The sequence below is a fragment of the Thiomonas sp. FB-6 genome, assembly GCF_000377645.1.
Taxonomy (GTDB): Bacteria; Pseudomonadota; Gammaproteobacteria; order Burkholderiales; family Burkholderiaceae_C; genus Thiomonas_A.
In genome coordinates this window covers 182,037-203,794 of sequence record NZ_KB898471.1, presented here as the reverse complement: position 1 = coordinate 203,794, position 21,758 = coordinate 182,037, and the positions used below count along the sequence as shown (strand labels likewise).

General features: G+C 71.5%; 19 protein-coding genes and 1 pseudogene. 10 read left to right on the top strand and 10 right to left on the bottom strand.

Annotated features, from left to right (window positions below; genetic code table 11):
- Positions 1 to 24: 24 nt before the first annotated feature.
- On the bottom strand, positions 25 to 330 hold the full coding sequence (locus D466_RS0100965) for an antibiotic biosynthesis monooxygenase (protein ID WP_018911816.1): 306 nt from the start codon (positions 328 to 330) through the stop codon (positions 25 to 27).
- A 247-nt stretch (positions 331 to 577) separates the two neighbouring features.
- Here D466_RS0100965 and ribBA point away from each other — a divergent pair, with 247 nt between their 5' ends.
- The 3 genes and pseudogenes from ribBA to nusB all read left to right on the top strand — a co-directional run.
- Positions 578 to 1,717: a bifunctional 3,4-dihydroxy-2-butanone-4-phosphate synthase/GTP cyclohydrolase II gene (gene ribBA / locus D466_RS0100960; RefSeq protein ID WP_018911815.1), complete on the top strand. Its 1,140-nt coding sequence runs from the start codon at positions 578 to 580 to the stop codon at positions 1,715 to 1,717.
- A gap of 6 nt (positions 1,718 to 1,723) precedes the next feature.
- Positions 1,724 to 2,197, top strand: coding sequence for a 6,7-dimethyl-8-ribityllumazine synthase (ribH, locus tag D466_RS0100955; RefSeq protein ID WP_018911814.1), 474 nt, complete (start codon positions 1,724 to 1,726; stop codon positions 2,195 to 2,197).
- Positions 2,194 to 2,634 (top strand): annotated as a pseudogene (gene nusB / locus D466_RS0100950) (transcription antitermination factor NusB); the annotation flags it as partial. The gene ribH and the pseudogene nusB, both read left to right, overlap by 4 nt.
- A gap of 131 nt (positions 2,635 to 2,765) precedes the next feature.
- Here nusB and ribD read toward each other — a convergent pair.
- Together ribD and nrdR are read right to left on the bottom strand one after the other, a co-directional pair.
- On the bottom strand, positions 2,766 to 3,914 hold the full coding sequence (gene ribD, locus D466_RS0100945; protein ID WP_018911812.1) for a bifunctional diaminohydroxyphosphoribosylaminopyrimidine deaminase/5-amino-6-(5-phosphoribosylamino)uracil reductase RibD: 1,149 nt from the start codon (positions 3,912 to 3,914) through the stop codon (positions 2,766 to 2,768).
- On the bottom strand, positions 3,911 to 4,411 hold the full coding sequence (gene nrdR / locus D466_RS0100940) for a transcriptional regulator NrdR (RefSeq protein WP_018911811.1): 501 nt from the start codon (positions 4,409 to 4,411) through the stop codon (positions 3,911 to 3,913). Before nrdR ends, ribD begins: the two co-directional genes overlap by 4 nt.
- A gap of 94 nt (positions 4,412 to 4,505) precedes the next feature.
- Between nrdR and purN the strand changes: the two genes are divergently transcribed.
- The 3 genes from purN to D466_RS0100925 all read left to right on the top strand — a co-directional run bounded on the left by purN (position 4,506) and on the right by D466_RS0100925 (position 7,780).
- A complete protein-coding gene (gene purN / locus D466_RS0100935; RefSeq protein ID WP_018911810.1) occupies positions 4,506 to 5,144 on the top strand; it encodes a phosphoribosylglycinamide formyltransferase in 639 nt (212 codons plus the stop codon).
- Entirely contained in the window at positions 5,141 to 6,430 is a 1,290-nt protein-coding gene (locus D466_RS0100930; RefSeq protein WP_018911809.1) for an RsmB/NOP family class I SAM-dependent RNA methyltransferase, read from the top strand. The genes purN and D466_RS0100930 overlap by 4 nt, the downstream gene beginning before the upstream one ends.
- Before the next feature lie 150 nt (positions 6,431 to 6,580).
- On the top strand, positions 6,581 to 7,780 hold the full coding sequence (locus D466_RS0100925; RefSeq protein ID WP_018911808.1) for an acyl-CoA desaturase: 1,200 nt from the start codon (positions 6,581 to 6,583) through the stop codon (positions 7,778 to 7,780).
- 102 nt (positions 7,781 to 7,882) lie between these two features.
- Here D466_RS0100925 and bamC read toward each other — a convergent pair whose 3' ends face one another.
- Genes bamC through D466_RS0100910 form a run of 3 tightly spaced genes read right to left on the bottom strand, consistent with a single transcriptional unit; the run spans position 7,883 to position 10,600 of the window.
- Positions 7,883 to 9,055: an outer membrane protein assembly factor BamC gene (gene bamC, locus D466_RS0100920; RefSeq protein WP_051083646.1), complete on the bottom strand. Its 1,173-nt coding sequence runs from the start codon at positions 9,053 to 9,055 to the stop codon at positions 7,883 to 7,885.
- 11 nt (positions 9,056 to 9,066) lie between these two features.
- Entirely contained in the window at positions 9,067 to 9,954 is an 888-nt protein-coding gene (gene dapA, locus D466_RS0100915; RefSeq protein WP_018911806.1) for a 4-hydroxy-tetrahydrodipicolinate synthase, read from the bottom strand.
- A 19-nt stretch (positions 9,955 to 9,973) separates the two neighbouring features.
- Positions 9,974 to 10,600, bottom strand: coding sequence for a methyltransferase domain-containing protein (locus D466_RS0100910; protein ID WP_018911805.1), 627 nt, complete (start codon positions 10,598 to 10,600; stop codon positions 9,974 to 9,976).
- A 323-nt stretch (positions 10,601 to 10,923) separates the two neighbouring features.
- On the opposite strand from D466_RS0100910, the gene D466_RS0100905 reads away from it, so the two are divergent.
- Positions 10,924 to 12,897: a DNA topoisomerase IV subunit B gene (locus tag D466_RS0100905; RefSeq protein ID WP_026284742.1), complete on the top strand. Its 1,974-nt coding sequence runs from the start codon at positions 10,924 to 10,926 to the stop codon at positions 12,895 to 12,897.
- Positions 12,898 to 12,910: 13 nt separating this feature from the next.
- The gene (parC, locus tag D466_RS0100900) at positions 12,911 to 15,283 is read left to right on the top strand and encodes a DNA topoisomerase IV subunit A (RefSeq protein WP_018911803.1); all 2,373 of its coding nucleotides are present in this window, start codon (positions 12,911 to 12,913) and stop codon (positions 15,281 to 15,283) included.
- A gap of 36 nt (positions 15,284 to 15,319) precedes the next feature.
- Here the strand turns inward: parC and D466_RS0100895 are convergent, their stop codons facing one another.
- Positions 15,320 to 15,778 (bottom strand): RidA family protein, encoded by a 459-nt coding sequence (locus D466_RS0100895; RefSeq protein ID WP_018911802.1) that lies wholly within the window; start codon positions 15,776 to 15,778, stop codon positions 15,320 to 15,322.
- Between the two features lie 311 nt (positions 15,779 to 16,089).
- Between D466_RS0100895 and D466_RS0100890 the strand changes: the two genes are divergently transcribed.
- Positions 16,090 to 17,499: a DEAD/DEAH box helicase gene (locus tag D466_RS0100890; protein WP_018911801.1), complete on the top strand. Its 1,410-nt coding sequence runs from the start codon at positions 16,090 to 16,092 to the stop codon at positions 17,497 to 17,499.
- A gap of 16 nt (positions 17,500 to 17,515) precedes the next feature.
- Here D466_RS0100890 and waaF read toward each other — a convergent pair whose 3' ends face one another.
- From waaF to D466_RS0100875, 3 genes are read right to left on the bottom strand one after another with little or no spacing between them, the layout of a single operon-like run.
- A complete protein-coding gene (gene waaF / locus D466_RS0100885) occupies positions 17,516 to 18,601 on the bottom strand; it encodes a lipopolysaccharide heptosyltransferase II (protein WP_018911800.1) in 1,086 nt (361 codons plus the stop codon).
- 53 nt (positions 18,602 to 18,654) lie between these two features.
- Positions 18,655 to 18,855 (bottom strand): zinc-finger domain-containing protein, encoded by a 201-nt coding sequence (locus tag D466_RS0100880; protein ID WP_018911799.1) that lies wholly within the window; start codon positions 18,853 to 18,855, stop codon positions 18,655 to 18,657.
- Positions 18,856 to 18,890: 35 nt separating this feature from the next.
- Positions 18,891 to 19,832, bottom strand: a complete 942-nt coding sequence (locus D466_RS0100875; RefSeq protein WP_038164707.1) for a branched-chain amino acid transaminase — start codon at positions 19,830 to 19,832, stop codon at positions 18,891 to 18,893.
- Positions 19,833 to 19,946: 114 nt separating this feature from the next.
- Between D466_RS0100875 and D466_RS0100870 the strand changes: the two genes are divergently transcribed.
- Complete coding sequence (locus D466_RS0100870; protein WP_156003885.1) at positions 19,947 to 21,740, top strand: ABC transporter ATP-binding protein/permease; 1,794 nt, start codon at positions 19,947 to 19,949, stop codon at positions 21,738 to 21,740.
- Positions 21,741 to 21,758 lie beyond the last annotated feature (18 nt).

Below are 21,758 nucleotides of genomic sequence, written 5' to 3'. Positions count from 1 at the left end.
GCGGCGCTTGCCGAGGGGCCGCGCTCAGTGCGCCGACGCGCCCAGCAGTTCGAAATGCTCGACCTGGGGCGGCCGCGCGAAAAAGGGGCCCACGAGTTCACGCCAGCGGGCGAAATCGGGCGAAGTGCGAAAGCCCTGCATGTGGTCGTCCAGGCTTTCCCAGCGGATCTGCAGCACATAGCGCTGCGGGTTCTCGAGGCCCTTGTGCACCTGCCAGCCCAGGAAGCCCCTGGCCTGGGCGATGATCTGCGTGACCCCGCGCTGGATGGCGGCGTCGAATTCGGCTTCGCGGCCGGGCTGGATCTGGATGTCGGCGAGTTCGAGGATCATGGTTTCCAAGGTCTTGCGATAGCGAACGAACGGGCCGAGCCCCCCGGCGCCATGGCTGCGCCGGCGGCTTCGTCCCCCCGTGGGGGATTGTCGGACACCCCGTGCCGGGCTGCACGGCGAGCTCGCGTGCGCCGGCGGGCCGCGCGCTCCTACAATGCCGCCCTGGCCTGCAGTTCCTGCGTCCCGCAGTTCCCTGTCCCCGGCGCCCCGGCGCGCCCGCCGCGACCCGCGCGCTTCGATCCCGACCATGCCCATCAGCCCCGTTCCCGAAATCGTCGACGAGATCCGCGCAGGACGCATGGTCATCCTGATCGACGAGGAGGATCGCGAGAACGAGGGCGACCTGGTGCTGGCGGCCGACAGCGTCAGTGCCGAGGCCATCAATTTCATGGCCACGCACGGGCGCGGCCTGGTGTGCCTGACCCTCACCCGCGAGCGCTGCGAGCAGATCGGGCTGCGCCCGATGGTGCCTCACAACGGGTCGGTGCACGGCACCGCCTTCACCGTGTCCATCGAGGCGGCCGAGGGCGTCAGCACCGGCATTTCGGCGGCCGACCGCGCGCACACCACGCGCGTGGCGGTGGCGCGCGGCGCGCGCCCCGAAGACATCGTGCAGCCCGGCCACGTGTTCCCGCTCACCGCGCAGGACGGCGGCGTGCTGATGCGCGCCGGCCATACCGAAGCCGGCTGCGACCTCGCGCGCCTGGCCGGCTTCGAGCCGGCCGCGGTGATCTGCGAGATCATGAACGACGACGGCACCATGGCGCGCCTGCCGGACCTGGAGCGGTTCGCGCAGCGCCACGGCCTGAAGATCGGCACCATCGCCGACCTCATCGAGTACCGCAGCCGCACCGAGAGCCTGATCGAGCGCGTGCAGCAGCGCAGCATGCTCAGCGCCGCCGGCGAGGTCGAGGCACTGCTGTACCGCGACCGCGCGGGCGGCGGCGTGCACCTGGCGCTGGTCAAGGGCGATCCGCGCGCCGCGGCCTCGGCCGTGCTGGTGCGGGTGCACGAGCCGATTTCCCTGATGGACGTGCTGGACGGCCAGTCCACCCGTCACAGCTGGAGCGTGGCGCAGGCGCTGGAGCGCATCGGCGAGGCCGGCTGCGGCGTGCTGGTGCTGCTCAACGCCGGCGAGAGCGCCGAGGAAGTGGCGCAGCGCTTCGCCGCGCCGGCCGGCAAGCCTCGTGCGCGCGGAGCGGCCGCGGCCCTGCGCAACTACGGCATCGGGGCGCAGATCCTTCGCGAGCTCGGCGTGCGCCGCATGCGCCTGCTGGCGGCTCCGCGCAAGATGCCCAGCATGACCGGTTTCGGACTCGAGGTCGAAGGCTTCGAGCCGCCCCCCCAGGCAGACGCGGACGCGGCTGCGCCTTCCCAGGATGGTTGAATCTCCATGCAAAACGCCCGACTGCGGGACGACCCCGCGATGCTCGACGCCAGCGGCCTGCGCATCGCGCTGGTGCAGGCCCGTTTCAACGTGCACATCACCGATCGCCTGCTGCAGTCGTGCACGCAGGAACTGCGCCGGCTCGGCGCCGAGCCGGCGCGGGTGCTCAGCGTGCCCGGCGCGCTGGAGCTGCCACAGGCGCTGGAGCTGCTGGCGCGCGGCGGCGAACTGGACGCGCTGGTCGCGCTGGGCTGCGTGATCCGCGGCGCCACCTACCACTTCGAGCTGGTCTGCGACACCTCGGCCGCCGGCGTGCAGCAGGTGGCCCTGCGCCACGGCATCGCCGTGGCCAACGGCATTCTCACCGTGGAAGACGAGGCGCAGGCCCTGGAGCGCATCGACAAGGGCGCCGAGTGCGCGCGCGCGGCCGTGGAAATGGCCCGCCTGGCGCGCACGCTGCGCGGGGAGCGGACGGCATGACGACTTCGACACCCGCGAAAAGCGCGCGCCGCAAGGCACGCGAGCTGGCCCTGCAGGGCCTGTTCGAGTGGCTCATATCCGGCAGCGACTCGGGGGCCATCGAGGCCTTCCTGCGCGAGCGATTCCCGACCATCAAGCTCGACCAGGAATTGTTCGATTCGCTGCTGCACGGCTGCATCCGCGAGGCCGCCAGGCTGGACGAGGCGCTGCAGCCGCTGCTCGACCGCCCCAGCCGCGAGCTCTCCCCGGTGGAGCACGCGCTGCTGCTGCTGGGGGCCTACGAGATGCGATTCCTGCCCGAGGTCCCCTACAAGGTGATCATCAACGAGGCGGTGGACCTGGCCAAGCAGTACGGCGGAACCGACGGATTCAAGTACGTCAACGGCGTGCTCGACCGGCTGGCCCTGGATCTGCGCCCGGCCGAGGCCGCGCAGCGACCGGCGCGCGTGCCCGTGGCGCGCGAGCCGGCTCCCGCCGAATCGCCCAGGGCGGCCATTCCCGTGAGCATCAAGCCGCGCAGTTCGCGTCCGGCGGCGTCGGCCGGCGGACCGCGCGGCACGGGGGCGGCTCAGCCGCCCAGGCGCCCGCGCCAGCGGTAGTCGGTGCCGATGGGCAGCAGCTCGACGCGGTGCAGGCGCAGCCCTTCGGAAGGCGCCTGCAGCGGCCCGAAGGGACCGATGCCGGCGCCCTGGCCGAGCAGCAGCGGGGCCTGGTAGACCAGCAGTTCGTCGACCACGCCGGCGCTCAGCAGCGAGGCGTTCAGCCGGGCCCCCGCCTCGACGTGCAGCTCGCCGATCTGGCGCTGCGCCAGCAGGTGCATGAGTTCGCGCAGGTCGACCTTGCCGGGCTTGCCGGCATCGCCCGGAACCGGCAGCAGTTGCGCGCCCAGCTCGAGCAGCGCCGCGCCCCGGCCGGCCGCCTCCGCGGGGCCCAGCGCATGCGCCACGATCACCCGGGTGGGGTCGCCGTGGCGCAGCAGCCGCGCCTGCGGGCTCAGTTCCAGCCGGCTGTCGACCACCACGCGCCAGGGTTGGCGGGTGGTGGCCACGTGGCGCACGTCCAGCCGCGGGTCGTCGTCGCGTACCGTGCCGATTCCGGTGAGCACCGCGCAGGCGCGGGCGCGCCAGTGGTGGGCGTCGGCGCGTGCCGCCGGGCCGGTGATCCACTGGCTGGCGCCGTTGGGCAGCGCGGTGATGCCGTCCAGCGAACTGGCTGCCTTCAGGCGCAGCCACGGGCGCCCGCGCTCGATGCGCGAGAAAAAGCCCAGGTTCAGTTCGCGGGATTCGTTCTCCAGCAGGCCGCATTCCACATGCACCCCGGCGTCGCGCAGGCGCTGCAGGCCGCCGCCGTCGACCAGCGGGTTCGGGTCGCGCGCGGCCGCGACCACCCGCGCCACGCCGGCGGCCACCAGGGCGTCGGCGCAGGGCGGCGTGCGCCCGTGGTGGGAACAGGGTTCGAGGCTCACGTAGGCGGTGGCGCCGCGCGGGTCGATGCCGCGGCGCCCGGCCTCGGCGAGGGCCACCGCCTCGGCGTGGCGGCTGCCGGCCTCCTCGGTGGCACCCTCGGCCAGCACGCGGCCGTCGCGCACCAGCACGCAGCCCACGCGGGGGTTCGGGCTGGTGCGGTACAGCACGCGCGCGGCCAGCTGCAGCGCGCGGCGCATCCAGCGCAGGTCCTGCTGCACGGCCTGCGTGTCCGTCCGGTTCGCGGTGCTCATTTGCGCGTGCTCCGCGGGCTGCGGCGCGGCGTGGCGCGCACCTGGGCGCCGCGGGCCATCTCTTCCAGGATGTGCACGAACTGTGCCGGATCCTTGAAACTGCGGTACACGGAGGCAAAACGCACGTAGGACACCTCGTCCAGGCCCTTGAGTTCGTCCATCACCCATTCGCCGATGCGTGCCGATTCCAGCTCCCGCACCCCCGTCTGCAACAGGCGCTGCTCGATGCGTCCGATCGCCGCGTCGACCTCCTCGGCGGGAACCGGGCGCTTGCGCAGCGCCAGCGCCAGCGAGGCGGCCAGCTTGTCGCGCGAGTAGTCCACCCGGCGACCGTCCTTCTTCACGACCGCGGGAAAGCTCACCTCGGCGCGCTCGTAGGTGGTGAAGCGCTTGTCGCAGCCGGCGCAGCGCCGGCGCCGGCGCAAGGCCGTGGCGTCCTCGACCTCGCGGGTCTCCACCACCTGGGTGTCGGGGTGCTGGCAAAAGGGGCATTTCATGGCGGCGGAACCAGGGCGCAAAGCCTGCATTATCGGCCGGCCCGGCCCGGGCGCCTCACCGTGCCAGCCCGCTGCGCCCACTACACTGCCGGCCATGCCCGAGCACGCCCCATCGATCGTCATTCTGATTTCCGGCACCGGATCCAACCTCCAGGCCATTGTCAACGCCTGCGCCGAGCAGGCCTGGAAGGCACGCGTGGCCGCGGTGATCAGCAACCGCGCGGACGCCGCCGGCCTGCACTTCGCCGCCGGCCGCGGCATCGCCTGCGAGGTGCTGGACCACCGCGAGGCCGCCAGCCGCGAGGACTACGACCGTGAACTCGCGCGGCGCATCGACGCGCATGCCCCCGCGGCGGTCGTGCTCGCCGGCTTCATGCGCCTGCTCACGCCCTGGTTCGTGCAACGCTACGAAGGCCGGCTGATCAACGTGCACCCCTCGCTGCTGCCCGCCTTCGCCGGGCTGCACACCCATCGCCGCGCGCTGGAGGCCGGCGTGAAGCTGCACGGCGCCACCGTGCACCTGGTCACTCCCGAGATGGACGCCGGGCCGATCGTGGCGCAGGCCGCGGTGCCGGTGCTGGACGACGATACCGAGGCCAGCCTGGCCGAGCGCGTGCTGGAGCAGGAACACCGCATCTACCCGCCGGCCGTGCGCGCGCTGCTCGAGGGTCGCCTGAAGGTGCGGGGCCAGCGCGTGCGGGTGCTCGATGCCGCGCCGGGAGAAGGGCGATGAGCGGCGAGCGCCGGGGGGCTTCGAAGCGCGGCGCCGGCCGGCCGCGCGCCGCGCTGCTGGATGGCGCCGCCGAACTGCTGCGCGAGGTGCTGGCCTTCCAGTTTCCCGCCGACGCGGTCGTGTCACGCTATTTCCGTGCCCATGCCCGCCTGGGGCAGCGTGAGCGCCACGTGCTGGCCGAGACGGTGTACGGCGTGGTGCGCAACCTGCGCCTGTGGCGCCAGCTGGCGCAGGGCGCGCCCGAGGGCAGCGCGGAGCTGCGCCTGCTGGCGCTGGGCTGGCAGGGCGACGTCGCCAGTGCCGGTTTCGCGCCCGGCCTGCTGGCCTGGCGCGAACAATGCCTGGCACAGGACCTGTCCGGCCTGCCGCCGGCCGTGCGCTACAGCCTGCCCGACTGGCTGGCCTCGCAATGGCAGCGCCAGTGCGGCGCGGAGTTCGAGGCGCTGGCCGCGTCGCTGCTGCGCCCGGCGCCGCTGGATCTGCGCGCCAACCTGCTCAAGGGCACGCGCGAGCAGGCGCGCGAGGCACTGCGCGAGCAGGGCATCGACAGCGAGCCCACGCCGCTGTCTCCGTGGGGCCTGCGGGTGCGGGGCAAGCCGGCGCTGCAGCGCAGCGCCGCCTTCGAACAGGGGCTGGTCGAAGTGCAGGACGAGGGCAGCCAGCTGCTGGCGCTGCTGCTGGCGCCCCGGCGCGGCGAGATGGTGGTGGACTTCTGTGCCGGGGCCGGGGGCAAGACCCTGGCGTTGGGTGCCATGATGCGCGGCAGCGGGCGCCTGTACGCCTTCGACGTGTCGCAGGCGCGCCTGGAACGCCTGCGTCCGCGCCTGGCGCGCAGCGGCCTGTCGAACGTCTACCCGGTGGCCATCCGCGGTGAGCGCGACGAGCGCGTGCAACGCCTGGCGGGCAAGATCGACCGCGTGCTGGTGGACGCGCCCTGCAGCGGCGTGGGCACGCTGCGCCGCAATCCCGACCTGAAGTGGCGCAGCAGCGAGGCCGAGGTGCCGCGCCTGGCCGGACAGCAGGCCGCCATCCTCGCGCAGGCGGCACGCCTGCTCAAGCCCGGAGGGCGCCTGGTCTACGCCACCTGCAGCCTGCTGGAGCAGGAGAACCAGCAGGTCGTGCAGGCCTTCCTGGACGCACATCCCGGCTGGCGCCTGCTGGATGCCGGCGAATGGTGGCGCCAGCAGCAGCTGCCCGGGCCCCTCGAAGGGCCCTGGCTGCGCCTGTGGCCGCAGCGCCACGGCACCGACGGATTCTTCGCCGCGCTGATCGAGCGCAATCCCTGAGCCGTGCCTGGGGGGATTGCCGATGTTCCCCGGCATGCTGCTGCGCTATGCTGAGGCGATGAGGCCGGGTTGAGCCCGGCATCCGGAGTGGGCGCCAGGCGCCCGGATTGCGCCGTAAGTTCCGCCTTCGGCGCCCTAATGGAATCACCGATGTTGGAAGTTCTGCAAGATTGGGCCGCCCACGGCCTGTGGCACGCCGGAATCGGCACCATGGTGGCGTACACGCTGCTCACTTGCCACGTCACCATCGTGGCGGTGACGGTATACCTGCACCGTTCCCAGGCGCACCGCGCGCTGGACCTGCACCCCGCGTTGATGCACTTTTTCCGGATGTGGCTGTGGCTGGCAACCGGCATGTCCACGCGCCAGTGGGTGGCCGTGCACCGCAAGCACCACGCCAAGTGCGAAACCGAGGAAGACCCCCATAGCCCGGTGGTCAAGGGCATCGGCGAGGTGATGCTGCGCGGCGCCGAGTTGTACCGCTCCGAGGCCGCCAACACGAGCACGCTGGAGCGCTTCGGCCACGGCACCCCGAACGACTGGCTGGAGCGCCGGGTGTACGCCGGACTGCCCTGGCAGGGCGTGGGCGTGATGCTGATTCTCGACCTGCTGCTGTTCGGCGCGCTCGGCGCCACGGTGTGGGCGGTGCAGATGCTGTGGATTCCCTTCTGGGCCGCCGGCGTGGTCAACGGCGTGGGCCACTGGTGGGGCTACCGCAACTTCAGCAGCCGCGACGCCAGCCGCAACGTGTCGCCCTGGGGCCTGATCATCGGCGGCGAGGAACTGCACAACAACCACCACACCTTCCCCACGTCGGCCAAGCTGTCGATCAAGTGGTGGGAATTCGACCTCGGCTGGGGCTACATTCAGCTGTTCTCGGCGTTGGGCCTGGCGCGGGTACGCAAGCTGCCGCCCAAGGCGCGCCTGGGCGAAGTGCGTGCGCTGGTGGACGGCGCGCTGCTGCAAAGCGTGATCGCCAACCGCTACGACCTGATGGCGCGCTACGCCCGCGAGCTGCGCCGCGCCCTGCGCGAGGAACTGCGCCGCGTGCGCGCGGCCGGCGGCGCGAAATCCCAGTTGCGCGCGCTGCGTTCGGCGCAGCGCCTGATCGACAGCGAACCCGACATGCTGGACGCGCCGGCGCGCGCCGTGATCGACGCGGCCGCCTCCGACAACTCCGGCCTGCGCACGCTGCTGCGCATGCGCGAGGAACTCAGCGAGGTCTGGCTGCACTCGTCGGCCTCGGCCGAACAACTGCGCCAGCGCCTGCAGGACTGGTGCCAGCGCGCCGAGCAGAGCGGCATCGCCGCGCTGCGTTCGCTGTCGCTGCAGGTGCGCAGTTACGCCTGAGGCCGGGCCGCTCGGGCCCTTCGGGCGCTGGTGGGGGTCGACGAAAAGCCCGGCACGAGGCCGGGCTAGCAGGGCGGTGGCGCCGAGGCGCCTACTGCGTTTCTACTGCAATTGCTGCTGCAGGATCTTCAGGATGCTGGATTCCGAGGCCGCGGCATCGGAGCCGCCGTCCAGCGAGTGGACGCCGACCTGCGAACCCGTTCCCGCGGCCTGTACCGTGATGCGCAGGTTCTCGGGCTTGACGGTCTGGTCCTTGCCGCCGAACAGCTTGCCGAAGAAACCTTCCTTGTGCTGCTCGGCCTTCAGCGCCGCCTGCGGGTCCACGTAACGCACGTCGAAGGTGCCGGCACTGCGATTGCGCTCGGTGACGGTGAAGCCCGCGGTGTTCAGCGCCAGGCTGACGCGGCGCCAGGCCTGTTCCATGTCGTCGGGGAGTTGCAGCGCGCGGCCGCCGTCCACCAGCACCGCGCGCGGCGCCTGCTGCGCCTGCTGCTGCGCGGTGGCCAGTTCGGCCTTGGCCTGCGCGTCGCTGGCGCCCAGGCTGACCATCAGCTTGCGCAGGAAGACTTCGTCCATGGTCGGGTCCGGGGTGCCGGGCTGCCAGGTGGTCTGCGTGTGCTGGGTGTCGGTGTAGACCTCCACCATGGTCTGGTGGCTGATGTAGATCTGCGTGGCCTTGCCGTCCGGCGTGCGCTCGAACACCGTGCGGTAGCGGTCGCGCTCGCCGGTGTCGTACAGACTGTCGAACACCTTGCCCAGGTACTTGCGGATCAGGTCCTGCGGCAGCTTGGCATGGTTCTCGGCCCAGTCGGTCTGCATCACGCCCAGCTCACGGTTCGCCTCGGTCAGGTAGAAGCCGTTCTGCTGCCAGAAGGTCTGCACCTTGTCCCACAGCGCCTGCGGTGCCGCGTCGATCACCAGCCAGCGTTGCGTGCCCTGCTGCTGGATGCGCATGCCGGGGTAGTCCGGCAGCACCGCGTTGCTCTGCGCCTGCGCCTGGGTCTGCTGCACCGTGCTCTGGTAGGCCAGGGCGCTGACCGAATCCTGCTTCGCCGGCCCCTCGGGCACGGCGTAGCGCTGGTTGCGCGCCAGTTGGGTCAGGTCCGGCGGGATGTCCAGCGTCGGGCCGGCCTTGGCGCTCTGGTAGTCCACGTCGTGACCCGTGAAGGTGTCACCGAGCGAGGAGCAGCCTCCCAGCGCGAACACGGCCGCGAGCGAGGCGGCAAGGCAGGTTCGGCGCACGTGGGGCAGGCTGCGTACGGAATTTCGGCGCATGGCTTGAATGGTCAGTGAAGAACGGGAATGTCCAGCGCGGCCAGCGCCGCGCGAAGTTCGTCGTGCCGGCTGCTCAGCGGCACCAGCGGCAGCCGGATGCCGCCCTCGATGCGTCCCATGGCCGCCAGCGCCCACTTCACCGCGGTGGGGTTGGGCTCGCACATCAGCAGGGTGTTGAGGTCCATCATGCGCATGTGCAGCTCGGTGGCCTCGCGCGCACGCCCGGCCACCGCGGCCACGCACATGTCGTGCATCAGCCGCGGCGCCACGTTGGCGGTGACGCTGACGTTGCCCTTGCCGCCCACCAGCATCAGCGCCAGCGCGGTGAAGTCGTCCCCCGAGTACACGGCGAATTCCTCCGGCGCCTTGCGCAGGATCTGCAGCGCGCGGTCGATGTTGCCGGTGGCTTCCTTGATGCCCACGATGTTGGGGATCCCGGCCAGGCGCAGCACCGTGTCCGCCTGCACGTCGGCGACGGTGCGTCCGGGCACGTTGTACAGCACCATCGGGATGTCCGCGGCTTCGGCGATGGCGCGGAAATGCCGGTAGATGCCTTCCTGGGTGGGCTTGTTGTAGTAGGGCACGACCTGCAGCGTGCAATCGGCGCCTACCTCGCGGCAGAAATGCGAGAGCTCGATCGCCTCGGCGGTGGAGTTGGCGCCGGCGCCGGCCATGATGGGAACGCGCCCGGCGGCCTGCTCGACCGCCACCCGGATGATCTGCTGGTGCTCCTCGACGTCCACCGTCGGCGATTCGCCGGTGGTTCCGACGACCCCGATGCAATCGGTGCCCTCGGCGATGTGCCAGTCGATGAGGCGGCGCAGCGCGTCGAAGTCGACGCTGCCGTCCTCGTGCATGGGCGTGACCAGGGCCACGATGCTGCCAGTGATGGTGTTCATGCCAGCCGCTTGGGGAAATTCACAGATTGTACTTGGGCGGGTCGGCGGCCATGGCGCCGGGGGCGCTTTCACGCACGGCGCAGATGCGCTGCACGAAAGCGGGGCGCGGCCCCGGCGCGAATCCGTCCTCGTAGGCCACCACGCGAAGTTCGCCGCGCACGGCGTCGAGCAGTTCTCCCGGGCGCAACAGGAACTGCGGATTGGACGGGCGCCCGATGCTGGACTGCCCGAGCGCGAAGGTCTCGTAGAGCAGCACGCCGCCCGGGTCCACGCTGCCCACGATGCGCGGCAGCAGCGCCCGCCACAGATAGTTCGTGACCACCACGGCGCCGAAGCGCTCGCGCAGCGGCCACGGCGCGTTCTCCAGATCGGCCTGCAGCACGCGCACGCCGGGCACATCGCGCAGGGCTTGCAAGGCGACGGCGTCGCGGTCCACGCCCAGCACCGCATGGCCCATGGCGGCCAGCACCCGTGCGTGGCGCCCGCTGCCGCAGGCCAGGTCGAGCACCTCGGCGCGCGCAGGGATCAGCGGCGCGAAGCGCAGGACCCAGGGGGACGGCGAAGGCGGGGACGCCTGGGCGTGCGGGTCGGCCGCGGCGGGCTTCACCGCCGCCTCCCCGTGCGTCGGAGGGGGCTCGGATGGCATGCGCGCATTCAAGCACAGCCCGCGGGCCTTGTCCCGCGCTGCGCCGGCTCGAGGCCTTCGTGCCGAGGTCTCGCCGGACCCCCGCCGGGGTCTTGCGCGAGCCGGCCTCTAGAATGCCGCGGGCGGTCTGTCAAGCTCCGCGCGGCGTGCGCGGCCTTGCCCGTTTTTTGGGCATCGCTGAGCCGGCCCGCATAAATGCAGGCTCTGGCGCGGCGCGCGGGGTGGTCTATCCCCATTTGGTGGGGATAAGTGCGCGGCCTGCGCGGCGTGCCGGGCAGGCGTCCGCGTTGTCCACAATTCTTCGGTCTTATCCACAAGCGTCGATGGGAACCAGCAAACGGGATAGTTACAGCGAAGCCTCGATTCGCGTGCTCAAGGGACTGGAGCCGGTGAGGCAGCGTCCGGGGATGTACACCTCCACGGTCAACCCCCTGCATATCGTGCAGGAAGTCATCGACAACTGCGCGGACGAGGCGCTGGCCGGGCAGGCCGGCCGCATCGAGGTGATCGTGCACGCCGACGGCAGCGTGACGGTGCAGGACGACGGGCGCGGCATTCCCGTGGGGCTGCACCCCGACGAGGGCGTGCCGGTGGTGGAGCTGGTGTTCACCCAGTTGCACGCCGGGGGCAAGTTCGACAAGCTCGACGCTGGCGCCGCCTACCGCTTCTCCGGCGGCCTGCACGGGGTCGGGGTCAGTGTCACCAACGCCCTGGCGCGGCGCCTGGAAGTGGAAGTGCATCGCGAAGGCCAGGCCAGTTTCCTGGCCTTCGCCGACGGCGCGACGGTGGAGCCGCTGCACAGCCGGCCGCTTGTGCGCGGCGAGGCCCGCAACGGCACGCGCGTGCGCGTCTGGCCCGATGCGCGCTACTTCGATTCCCCGCAGCTTCCGCAGGGCGAATTGCTGCACCTGTTGCGCAGCAAGGCGGTGCTGCTGCCCGGGCTGACCGTGCGCCTGCACCTGGAGAAAAGCGCCGAGACCCACGAGTGGCGCTACGAACACGGATTGCGCGGCTACCTGCGCGAGTCGCTGGGCGACACGCCGGTGCTGCTGGAGTTCGACGGCGAGGGTGCGGCCGAGGCGCAGACCGAAGGTTTCGCGCCGGGGGAGGGCGCCTCGTGGTGCGTGGCCTTCAGTGCCGAGGGCAGCGTGCTGCGCGAGTCCTACGTGAACCTGATCCCCACGCCGGCCGGGGGCACCCACGACGCGGGCCTGCGCGAGGGCCTGTTCCAGGCGGTCAAGGGTTTCATCGAACTGCATGCGCTGTCCCCCAAGGGCCTGCGCGTGCTGCCCGAGGACGTGTTCTCCCGCGCCTCCTACGTGTTGTCGGCGAAAGTGCTGGACCCGCAGTTCCAGGGCCAGATGAAGGAACGCCTGAACAGCCGTGACGCGGTGCGCCTGGTCTCGGGCTTCGTGCGTCCCGCGCTGGAGCTTTGGCTCAGCCAGCACGTGGAGCAGGGCAAGGCGCTGGCCGAGCTGGTGATCGCGCAGGCGCAGAGCCGCCAGCGCGCGGCGCAGCGGGTCGAACGCCGCAAGGGCTCGGGCATCGCGGTGCTGCCGGGCAAGCTCACCGATTGCGAAAGCCGCGACCTGTCCCGCAACGAGTTGTTCCTGGTGGAGGGGGATTCGGCAGGCGGCTCCGCGAAAATGGGGCGCGACAAGGAATTCCAGGCGGTGCTTCCGCTGCGCGGCAAGGTGCTCAACTCCTGGGAGGTCGAGCGCGACCGCCTGTTCGCCAACCAGGAGATCCACGACATCGCGGTGGCCATCGGCCTGGACCCTCACGGCCTGCACGACGAAGTCGACCTGTCCGGGCTGCGCTACGGCAAGATCTGCATCCTCAGCGACGCCGACGTCGACGGCTCGCACATCCAGGTGCTGCTGCTGACCCTGTTCCTGCGCCACTTCCCGCAACTGGTGCGTAGCGGGCACGTGTACGTCGCGCGCCCGCCGCTGTACCGCGTGGATGCGCCGGCGCGCGGCCGCAAGCCGGCCGCCAAGCTCTACGCGCTGGACGACGGCGAGCTGCAGGCCATCTGCGACCGGCTGCGCAAGGACGGATTGCGCGAGGGCGCGTGGAGCGTGTCGCGCTTCAAGGGCCTGGGCGAGATGAGCGCCGAGCAGTTGTGGGAGACCACGCTCAACCCCGACACCCGGCGCCTGCCGCAGGTGGGCTTCGGCGGCCAGGGCAGCGAGGCCACCGCCGAGCTGTTCACGCGCCTGATGGGCAAGGGCGAGGCGCAGGCCCGGCGCGAACTCATGGAAACCTTCGGCGACCGCGTCGAAGTCGATATCTGATCCCGAACCTTCAATGAGCACTTCCCATCCGGAACCGGACGCCGCAGGCACTCCCGGGGCCACCCCCGACCTGTTCGCCGCCGCCGCCGTCGAGGACGGCGATGCGCTGGCGCTGGCCGATTTCGCGCGCCAGGCCTATCTCGACTACGCCATCTCCGTGGTCAAGGGGCGCGCGCTGCCCGATGTGTGCGACGGCCTCAAGCCGGTGCAGCGGCGCATCCTGTACGCGATGGACCGCATGGGCCTGGCCGCCGGCGCGCGCCCGGTGAAATCCGCCCGCGTGGTCGGCGACGTGCTGGGCAAGTACCACCCGCACGGGGACCAGGCGGCCTACGACGCGCTGGTGCGCCTGGCGCAGGACTTCGCGCAACGCTATCCGCTGATCGACGGCCAGGGCAATTTCGGCTCGCGCGACGGCGACGGCGCGGCGGCGATGCGCTACACCGAGGCACGCCTGACCCCCATCGCACGCCTGCTGCTGGAGGAGGTGGACCAGGGCACGGTGGACTTCCAGCCCAATTACGACGGGTCCACGCAGGAGCCGCGCCTGCTGCCCGCGCGCCTGCCCATGCTGCTGCTCAACGGCGCCAGCGGCATCGCCGTGGGCATGGCCACCGAGATTCCCTCGCACAACCTGCGCGAGGTGGCCGCCGCCTGCGTGGCCGTGCTGAAAACGCCCGCGATCGGGCTGGACGAAGTGCTCGAGCTCGTGCCGGGCCCGGACTTCGCCACGGCCGGCCAGGTGATCAGCAGCGCCGCCGACATCCGCGCCGCCTACGCCAGCGGCCGCGGCAGCCTGAAGGTGCGCGCGCGCTGGAGCGTCGAGGAACTGGCGCGCGGCCAGTGGCAGCTGGTGGTGCACGAACTGCCGCCGGGCGCGTCCGCGCAGCGGGTGCTGCAGGAGATCGAGGAACTCACCGATCCCAAGCCCAAGGCGGGCAAGAAGGCGCTCAGCGCCGAACAGCAGCAATTGCGCCAGACCGTGCTGGGGGTGCTGGACGGCGTGCGCGACGAGTCCGGACGCGACGCCGCGGTGCGCCTGGTGTTCGAGCCTCGCAGTTCGCGTACGCCGGTGGAGGAACTGGTGTCGGTGCTGCTGTCGACCACCAGCCTGGAGACCAGCGTCGCGCTGAATCTGGTGATGATCGGCGCCGACGGCAAGCCGCGCCAGAAGTCCCTGCTCGACGTGCTGCAGGAATGGACCGGCTTCCGCCTGGTCACCGTGCGCCGGCGCAGCGCGCACCGCCTGCAGCAGGTGCTCGACCGCCTGCACATCCTCGAGGGCCGCCGCGCGGTGCTGCTCAACATCGACGAGGTGATCCGCATCATCCGCGAGAGCGACGAGCCCAGGCCCGCGCTGATGCAGCACTTCGCCTTGAGCGAGCGCCAGGCCGAGGACATCCTGGAAATCCGCCTGCGCCAGCTGGCGCGCCTGGAGGCCATCCGCATCGAACAGGAAATCGCGCGCCTGCAGGAGGAGCGCGAGGAACTTCGCAAGCTGCTGGACGACGACAAGGCGCTGCGCCGGCGGGTGATCAAGGAGATCGAGGCCGACGCGCGCCAGCACGGCGACGAGCGCCGCACCCTGCTGCAGGAGCAAAGCCGCGCCTCGCTGGAACTGCGCGTGCCCGACGAGCCGGTGACCGTGGTGGTCTCGCGCATGGGCTGGCTGCGCGCGCTCAAGGGCCACGGCATCGATGCCGCCGGCCTGGGCTTCAAGCCCGGCGACGCGCTGCGCGAGGTCTTCGCCTGCCGCAGCACCGACACCCTGTGGGTGCTGGGCAGCGACGGGCGCGCCTATAGCCTGGCCGTGGCGCAACTGCCCGGCGGGCGCGGCGACGGCCTGCCGGTGACCCGGTTCATCGATCCGCCCGCGGGCACCACGCCCGCGCACTACTGGTGCGGCGCGCCGGACACTGCGCTGCTGCTGGCCTCCAGCGGCGGCTACGGCTTCATCGCCCCGGCCGACAGCCTGGGCAGCCGCCAGCGCGCGGGCAAGACCTTCGTGAGCCTGGAGCCCGGCGAGACCCTGCTGGCGCCGCAGGCGCTGCGCTGGACCGACGAGGCCGGCGCGGTGCGCCAGGCGCGCCATGCCGCGGTGCTGGACGCCGAGGGCCGGCTGCTGCTGTTCGACATCGGGGAACTGCGCGAGCTGCCGCGCGGCGGCCGCGGCGTGCAGTTGATGGCGCTGCAGCCCGGGCAGTCGGTGGCGGCGGTGCTGGCGCTGGCCGAGGGCGACGGCCTGGAACTCAGCGGCAAGGGCCGCGGCGGCAAGGAGCGCGTGCAGCTGCTGTCGGCGCGCGCGCTGCAGGACTTCATCGGGCGCCGCGCGCGCCGCGGCAAGGCGGCAGGCGGGATGCAGTCCCAGGCGATGCGCCGCGCCTGAGGCCGCGGCCGGGCGCGGCAGCGCCCGGCACCGGGCTCAGGCGTCGATCTGCGCGATCAGCTCGATCTCCACCGCCGCGCCCATCGGCAGCTGCGCCACGCCGAAGGCGCTGCGCGCATGCTGGCCGGCCGCGCCGAGCACCTCGCCCAGCAGCTCGGAGGCGCCATTGATCACCAGATGGTGCTCGGTGTAGTCGGGCGCGGAGTTCACCAGGCCCAGCAGCTTGACCACGCGGCGCACACGCCCCAGGTCGCCGCAGGCGGCGTGCAGGGTGCCCAGCAGGTCGATGGCCACCGAGCGCGCGGCCTCGCGGCCCTGCGCGGTGTTCAGTTCGCGCCCGAGCTGCCCGACCAGCGGCTTGCCGTCGCGCTTGCTGATGTGGCCGGACAGGAACACCAGGTTGCCGCTTTGCACGTAGGACAGGTAGGCCGCCGCAGGCGTGGCGACCGCGGGCAGGGTGATGCCCAGGCTTTGCAGTTTGTCGTAGACGGACATGGCGAGGCTTCCTAGATCGTGGGGGAGGCGGGGCGCGGGCCGCGCACGGCGGCGTGCCCCGAGGGCCTGCATGCTACACTTCGAGTCTTGCCGGAGTGGCCACAGTTTGCCGCACCGGCTGTCGAATTCGACTCCTGCCGGCCCCTGCGCCGGCTGTCCGCCACGATGGCGAACTGGCGTCTCGGCCCGCACACCGCGGGTGCGGGCGCGGCAAGGGCTCCCGTCCCGCCGCGCCGGCGAACGAAACGGTCATCGTGGTTTCCCGCGTTCCGCATCCACAACCTCCGGTTGCGCGGGCTCCGAAAGCATCCATGACTTTTGCATCCCTCGGGCTCAGCGAGCCCATCCTGCTTGCCATCAGCGAGCAAGGCTACTCCACGCCCACTCCGATCCAGGCCCAGGGCATTCCCGCGGTGCTCGCGGGCGGCGACCTGCTGGCGGCGGCGCAGACCGGCACCGGCAAGACCGCGGCCTTCACGCTGCCGCTGCTGCATCGCCTCAGCCAGGCCGAGCCGGCGCGCAACGCGCGCGGCCAGGTCATTCCCCGCGTGCTGGTGCTGGTCCCCACGCGCGAACTCGCGGCCCAGGTGGCCGAGAACGTGCGCGACTACGGCAAGCATCTGAAGCTGCGCAGCATGGTCATGTACGGCGGTGTCGGCATGCAGCCGCAGATCGACGCGCTGCGCCGCGGCGTGGACATCGTCGTGGCCACGCCCGGGCGCATGCTGGACCACCATGGCCAGCGCACCCTCGACCTGTCGGGCATCGACACCCTGGTGCTGGACGAAGCCGACCGTATGCTCGACATGGGCTTCATCCACGACATCCGCAAGGTGCTCGCGCTGCTGCCGCGCAAGCGCCAGAACCTGCTGTTCTCGGCCACCTTCTCGGACGAGATCAAGGTGCTGGCCAACACCCTGCTGAACCAGCCCAAGGTGATCGAGGTGGCGCGCCGCAACATCGCCGCGGCCAGCGTGCGCCAGACCGTGCACCCGGTGGGCCGCGAGCGCAAGCGCGAGCTGCTCGCGCACCTGATCCGCGAACGCAACTGGTGGCAGGTGCTGGTGTTCATGCGCACCAAGCACGGCGCCAACCGCCTGGCCGAGCAGCTGCGCGGCGACGGCATCGGCGCCGACGCCATTCACGGCAACAAGAGCCAGGGGGCGCGCACGCGCGCTCTGGCCGAGTTCAAGAGCGGCAAGCTGCAGGTGCTGGTGGCCACGGACATCGCCGCGCGCGGCATCGACATCGATCAGCTGCCGATGGTCGTGAACTACGAGCTGCCCAACGTGCCCGAGGACTACGTGCACCGCATCGGCCGCACCGGCCGTGCCGGCGCCGAGGGCGAGGCGATCTCGCTGGTGTGCGTGGACGAACTGCGTTTCCTGCGCGACATCGAGAACCTGATCGGGCGCGGCATCGACCGCAACCTGGTGGCCGGATTCGAGCCCGATCCCCAGGAGCGCGCACAGCCCATCCGCGTGGGACGCACGGTGATCGGCGGCGGCCGCGCGGCCTCGGGCCCGCGCCGCGCCGACGCTCCTCGCGGGCAGGGCGGGCACGGCCGCGGCGACGCGGGCGGCGGCCATCACGGCCATGCCGGCCAGCCCCGGCGCAACGAGGGCCAGCCCCGTCGCGACGGCGGCCAGCCCCGCCGCGACGGCGGGCGCGGCCCCTCGCGCGGCGCGGCTCCCGCGCGGCGCAACGGCACCACCGGCTGATGCGCCCCGGCGGGCTTCAGCCCGCCGCGGCCATCAACTCGCTCAGCGCGCTCCAGGCCCACTGAGGGTCCAGCGCGCGCAGGCAGTTCAGATGCCCCAGCGGGCAGTTGCGCTGGAAGCAGGGGCTGCAGGGCAGATGCAGCCATAGCGTGGCGCTGCGATGCGCCGCCGGCGGCGTGTGCCGCGGGTCGGTGGAGCCGTACAGTCCCACCGTCGGTCGGCCCAGCGCGGCGGCCACGTGCATCAGCCCCGAATCGTTGCTGACCACGCCCCCGGCCGCGGCCAGCAGCGCGATCGCCTGCTGCATGCTGGTGCGCCCGCACAGGTCCGTCGCGTCGGCCCGCGGCGCTGCCTCCCGGATGGCTTGCGCTGCCTCGCGTTCGCGCGGGCCGCCGAGGATCACCACGCGCCGTCCCGCCGCATGCGCCAGCTCCGCGAGTTCGGCGTAATGCGCGGCGGGCCATTGCTTGGCCGGGCCGTATTCGGCGCCCGGGCACAGCGCGATGAAACCCGGTTCCAGGCCGAAGCCCCGCGCCTCGGCCGAGGCGCTTGCCGGATCCACCCGCAGCAGCGGCTGCCCGACCTCGCGCACCGGGGCCGCCGGCACGCCGGTGCCGAATCCCGGAGAGCAAAGTTCCTGGGCCAGCGCGGCGTAATGCTCGCGCATGTCGCCGCGCTGCCGTGCCTGCATCCCGGCGCGCGCAGCCTCGGCCGGCGCCTGCAGCGCGTGGGTGAGCAGCGCCCCCGCGGCTTCGCCGCGCCAGCCCACGCGCAGCGGAATGCGCGCCAGCCACGGCACCAGGCGCGACTTCAGGTTGTTGCCCAGCACGTAGGCCCGGGCGTACGCCTCGCGGCGCAGTTCCCGCGCCAGGGCACGGCGCGAGCGCAGGTCGAGGCGGCCATGCGCGAAGGGGGTCTCGATCACGCGCTCGATGCCGGGCATGGCCCGCAGCACCGGTGCCACGCCGGGCAGCCCCAGCGCGGTGACGCGCTCGCCGCGCGCGGCGAGCAGCGCCACCAGGGGTTGCGCCATCACCGCGTCGCCGATCCACTGCGGCGCGACCAGCAGGCTGGGCGCGGCCGCGGGGCGCCCGCCCCCCATGGGGGGCAGGGAATCCTGGGGCGGCCCTGCGATTCCTCGAGAGCCGGCGCGCATCAATGCCCGTGTGCGACTTCGCCTTCGGCCAGGCGGTAGCGCGTGCCGCAGTACGGACAGGCGGTTTCGCCGTGGCTGATTTCCAGGAACACGCGAGGGTGCGCGCTCCACACCGGCATGGCCGGGTTGGGGCAGAAGGCGGGAAGGTCGGCGGCCTTGAGTTCGACCACCGGCATGTCGGGTTTGGGAATGGCGCTCATGGGCGAAGGTTCTCCACGCGGTTGGGGGTCGGGGCTCAGACGCGGGCCAGCCAGTCCGAGTACTTGGGATTGCGGCCGCCGACGATGTCGAAGAAGGCCTTCTGGATGCGTTCGGTCACCGGGCCGCGGCTGCCGGCGCCGATGCGCACGCCGTCGAGTTCGCGAATGGGCGTGATCTCCGCCGCGGTGCCGCTGAAGAAGGCCTCGTCGGCGATGTACACCTCGTCGCGCAGGATGCGCTTGCTCACCACCTGCACGCCCAGGTCCTCGCAGATCGAGAACACGGTGCGGCGGGTGATGCCGTTGAGCGCGCCGGAGGAGGCGTCGGGGGTGTAGACCACGCCGTCGCGCACCACGAACACGTTCTCGCCGGCGCCTTCGCTCACGAAGCCCTGGGGATCGAGCAGCAGCGCCTCGTCGTAGCCGTCGGCGGTGACCTCCAGGTTGGCCAGGATGCTGTTGGTGTAGTTGCTCACCGCCTTGGCGTTGCACATGGTGATGTTCACGTGGTGCCGGGTGTAGCTGCTGGTCTTCACGCGGATGCCCTTGGCCAGGCCTTCCTCGCCCAGGTAGGCGCCCCAGGGCCAGGCCGCCACCATCAGGTGGATGGTGTTGCCGCGCGGGGACACGCCCAGCTTCTTGTCGCCGATCCACACCAGCGGGCGGATGTAGCAGGAGGAGAAGCCGTTGGCGCGCACCACGTCGAGCTGCGCCTGCATCACCTGTTCGGGGGTGTAGGGAATCTCCATGCGCAGGATCTTGGCGCTGTCGAACAGGCGCTGGGTGTGCTCGCGCAGGCGGAAGATGGCCGTGCCCTGGTCGGTTTCGTAGGCGCGCACGCCCTCGAAGGCGCCGCAGCCGTAGTGCAGCGTGTGGGTCAGGACATGGATCTTGGCGTCGCGCCATTCGACGAGCTGGCCGTCCATCCAGATTTTTCCGTCGCGGTCGGACATGGACGTGGGCGTCGGCAAGGCCATGAAAGTCTCCAGGATCGGGATTGAAACGCTCATTTTAAGACTCGCGCAATGGTTCGCGCCGCCGGATCCGGGCACAATGAAGCGGTTTCGCATCCAGGACCTCCACGCCGCACCATGTCCAGCCCGAGTCCCGTCAGCCGACCCTACCGCTTCTCGATGCGCCAGTTCATGGCCATCGCCAGGCCCTACTGGGTTTCCGAGGATTGGCGCATGGGCTGGCTGCTGCTGCTCAGCGTGCTGGGCATGAACCTGGCGATCGTGTGGATCAACGTGCGCCTGAACTTCTGGAACCGCGACTTCTACAACGCCCTGCAGGAACACGCCTATCCCGCGTTCAAGCACCTGCTGCTGGTGTTCACCGTCCTGGCCTTCCTGTTCATCGTGCTGGCCGTGTACTCGCAGTACCTGCAGCAGATGTTGCAGATCCGCTGGCGGCGCTGGGTCACCGAGGTGTTCCTGCGCGACTGGCTCGAAGGGGGCACCCACTACCGCATCGCGCTGCGCCGCGGCCAGGAGGACAACCCCGACCAGCGGATCGCCGACGACATCAACAACTTCGTCAGCGGGACCCTGAACCTGTTCTTCGGGGTGATCTCCTCGGTGGTGACCCTGTTCTCCTTCCTGTTCGTGCTGTGGACCCTGTCGGGCGCCTTCACGCTGTGGGGGGTGAGCATTCCCGGCTACATGGTGTGGGCCGCGCTGCTGTACGCCGGAGTGGGCAGCTGGCTGGCGCACAAGGTGGGCAAGCCGCTGATCCGCCTGAACTTCGACCAGCAGCGCTACGAGGCCGATTTCCGCTTCGGCCTGGCGCGCACGCGCGAGCACAACGAGGGCATCGCGCTGTACCGCGGCGAGGCGCGCGAACTCGACGGGCACCGGGCGCGCTTCGCCAACGTCTGGGCCAACTGGTGGGGCATCATGAAACGCCAGAAGCTGTTCACCTGGTACAGCTCCTTCTATGGCCAGCTGGCCATCATCTTCCCCATCCTGGTGGCCGCGCCGCGCTATTTCGCCGGGCAGATCAAGCTCGGCGGCCTGACCCAGACGGCCACCGCCTTCGGCCAGGTGCAGGGTTCGCTGTCCTTTTTCATCTCCTCGTACACCAGCATCGTCACCTGGCTGGCCACGCTGCAGCGTCTGGCGACCTTCGTCGAATCCATCGAGCTGGCCAAGGCTCAGACCCGGCTGCCGCAGCCGGCGCCGGCTGCCGTGCAGGAGCCGGCGCGGCAGGGCGTGCAGGCGCCGGGCGGCGTGGATCTGGGCGAGCTGCGCATCGACGCGCCGGACGGCCGCCCGCTGGTGCAGGCGGCCGGGGAACGCATCGAGCCGGGGCAGCACACGCTGCTCATCGGCGCCTCGGGCCTGGGCAAGAGCACGCTGATGCGCTGGCTGGCCGGCATCTGGCCCTACGCCGAGGGGCGCCACTGGAAGCTGCCCGCCGGGCGCTCGCTGTTCCTGCCGCAAAAGCCCTACCTGCCCATCGGCACCCTGCGCGAGGCGCTGAGCTACCCGATGTCCGCGGACGCCTTCGACGATGCGCGGCTGCGCGAGGTGCTGCTGCTGGTGCGCCTGCCCCAACTGGTGGGCGCACTCGACCTGGAGGACGGCTGGATGCTGCGCCTGTCGCCGGGCGAGCAGCAGCGCCTGGCCGTGGCCCGCGCGCTGCTGGCCGCGCCCGACTGGCTGTTCCTGGACGAGGCCACCGGCGCGCTGGACGCGCCGCTGGAGGCCGAGATGTACCGCCTGCTGCTGCGCGAGCTGCCGCGCACCACGCTGGTCAGCGTGGCGCACCGCGTGGGCGTGGCCGCCTTCCACCGCCAGGTGCTGGAGCTGCGCGCGGGCGAGGAGGGCCAGGCCTCGCGCCTGGTGGTGCGCCGGCCGGAGGAACTCGAGCAGGCGGTGGTCTGAGAGCCCCCTCCGTCGCCG

What these genes read in the sequence shown, in the direction of transcription:
- D466_RS0100965 (WP_018911816.1), bottom strand. Translation starts at nt 330, where the DNA reads ATGATCCTCGAACTCGCCGACATCCAGATCCAGCCCGGCCGCGAAGCC.
- ribBA (WP_018911815.1), top strand. Translation starts at nt 578, where the DNA reads ATGCCCATCAGCCCCGTTCCCGAAATCGTCGACGAGATCCGCGCAGGA.
- ribH (WP_018911814.1), top strand. Translation starts at nt 1,724, where the DNA reads ATGCAAAACGCCCGACTGCGGGACGACCCCGCGATGCTCGACGCCAGC.
- ribD (WP_018911812.1), bottom strand. Translation starts at nt 3,914, where the DNA reads ATGAGCACCGCGAACCGGACGGACACGCAGGCCGTGCAGCAGGACCTG.
- nrdR (WP_018911811.1), bottom strand. Translation starts at nt 4,411, where the DNA reads ATGAAATGCCCCTTTTGCCAGCACCCCGACACCCAGGTGGTGGAGACC.
- purN (WP_018911810.1), top strand. Translation starts at nt 4,506, where the DNA reads ATGCCCGAGCACGCCCCATCGATCGTCATTCTGATTTCCGGCACCGGA.
- D466_RS0100930 (WP_018911809.1), top strand. Translation starts at nt 5,141, where the DNA reads ATGAGCGGCGAGCGCCGGGGGGCTTCGAAGCGCGGCGCCGGCCGGCCG.
- D466_RS0100925 (WP_018911808.1), top strand. Translation starts at nt 6,581, where the DNA reads ATGTTGGAAGTTCTGCAAGATTGGGCCGCCCACGGCCTGTGGCACGCC.
- bamC (WP_051083646.1), bottom strand. Translation starts at nt 9,055, where the DNA reads ATGCGCCGAAATTCCGTACGCAGCCTGCCCCACGTGCGCCGAACCTGC.
- dapA (WP_018911806.1), bottom strand. Translation starts at nt 9,954, where the DNA reads ATGAACACCATCACTGGCAGCATCGTGGCCCTGGTCACGCCCATGCAC.
- D466_RS0100910 (WP_018911805.1), bottom strand. Translation starts at nt 10,600, where the DNA reads ATGCCATCCGAGCCCCCTCCGACGCACGGGGAGGCGGCGGTGAAGCCC.
- D466_RS0100905 (WP_026284742.1), top strand. Translation starts at nt 10,924, where the DNA reads ATGGGAACCAGCAAACGGGATAGTTACAGCGAAGCCTCGATTCGCGTG.
- parC (WP_018911803.1), top strand. Translation starts at nt 12,911, where the DNA reads ATGAGCACTTCCCATCCGGAACCGGACGCCGCAGGCACTCCCGGGGCC.
- D466_RS0100895 (WP_018911802.1), bottom strand. Translation starts at nt 15,778, where the DNA reads ATGTCCGTCTACGACAAACTGCAAAGCCTGGGCATCACCCTGCCCGCG.
- D466_RS0100890 (WP_018911801.1), top strand. Translation starts at nt 16,090, where the DNA reads ATGACTTTTGCATCCCTCGGGCTCAGCGAGCCCATCCTGCTTGCCATC.
- waaF (WP_018911800.1), bottom strand. Translation starts at nt 18,601, where the DNA reads ATGGGGGGCGGGCGCCCCGCGGCCGCGCCCAGCCTGCTGGTCGCGCCG.
- D466_RS0100880 (WP_018911799.1), bottom strand. Translation starts at nt 18,855, where the DNA reads ATGAGCGCCATTCCCAAACCCGACATGCCGGTGGTCGAACTCAAGGCC.
- D466_RS0100875 (WP_038164707.1), bottom strand. Translation starts at nt 19,832, where the DNA reads ATGGCCTTGCCGACGCCCACGTCCATGTCCGACCGCGACGGAAAAATC.
- D466_RS0100870 (WP_156003885.1), top strand. Translation starts at nt 19,947, where the DNA reads ATGTCCAGCCCGAGTCCCGTCAGCCGACCCTACCGCTTCTCGATGCGC.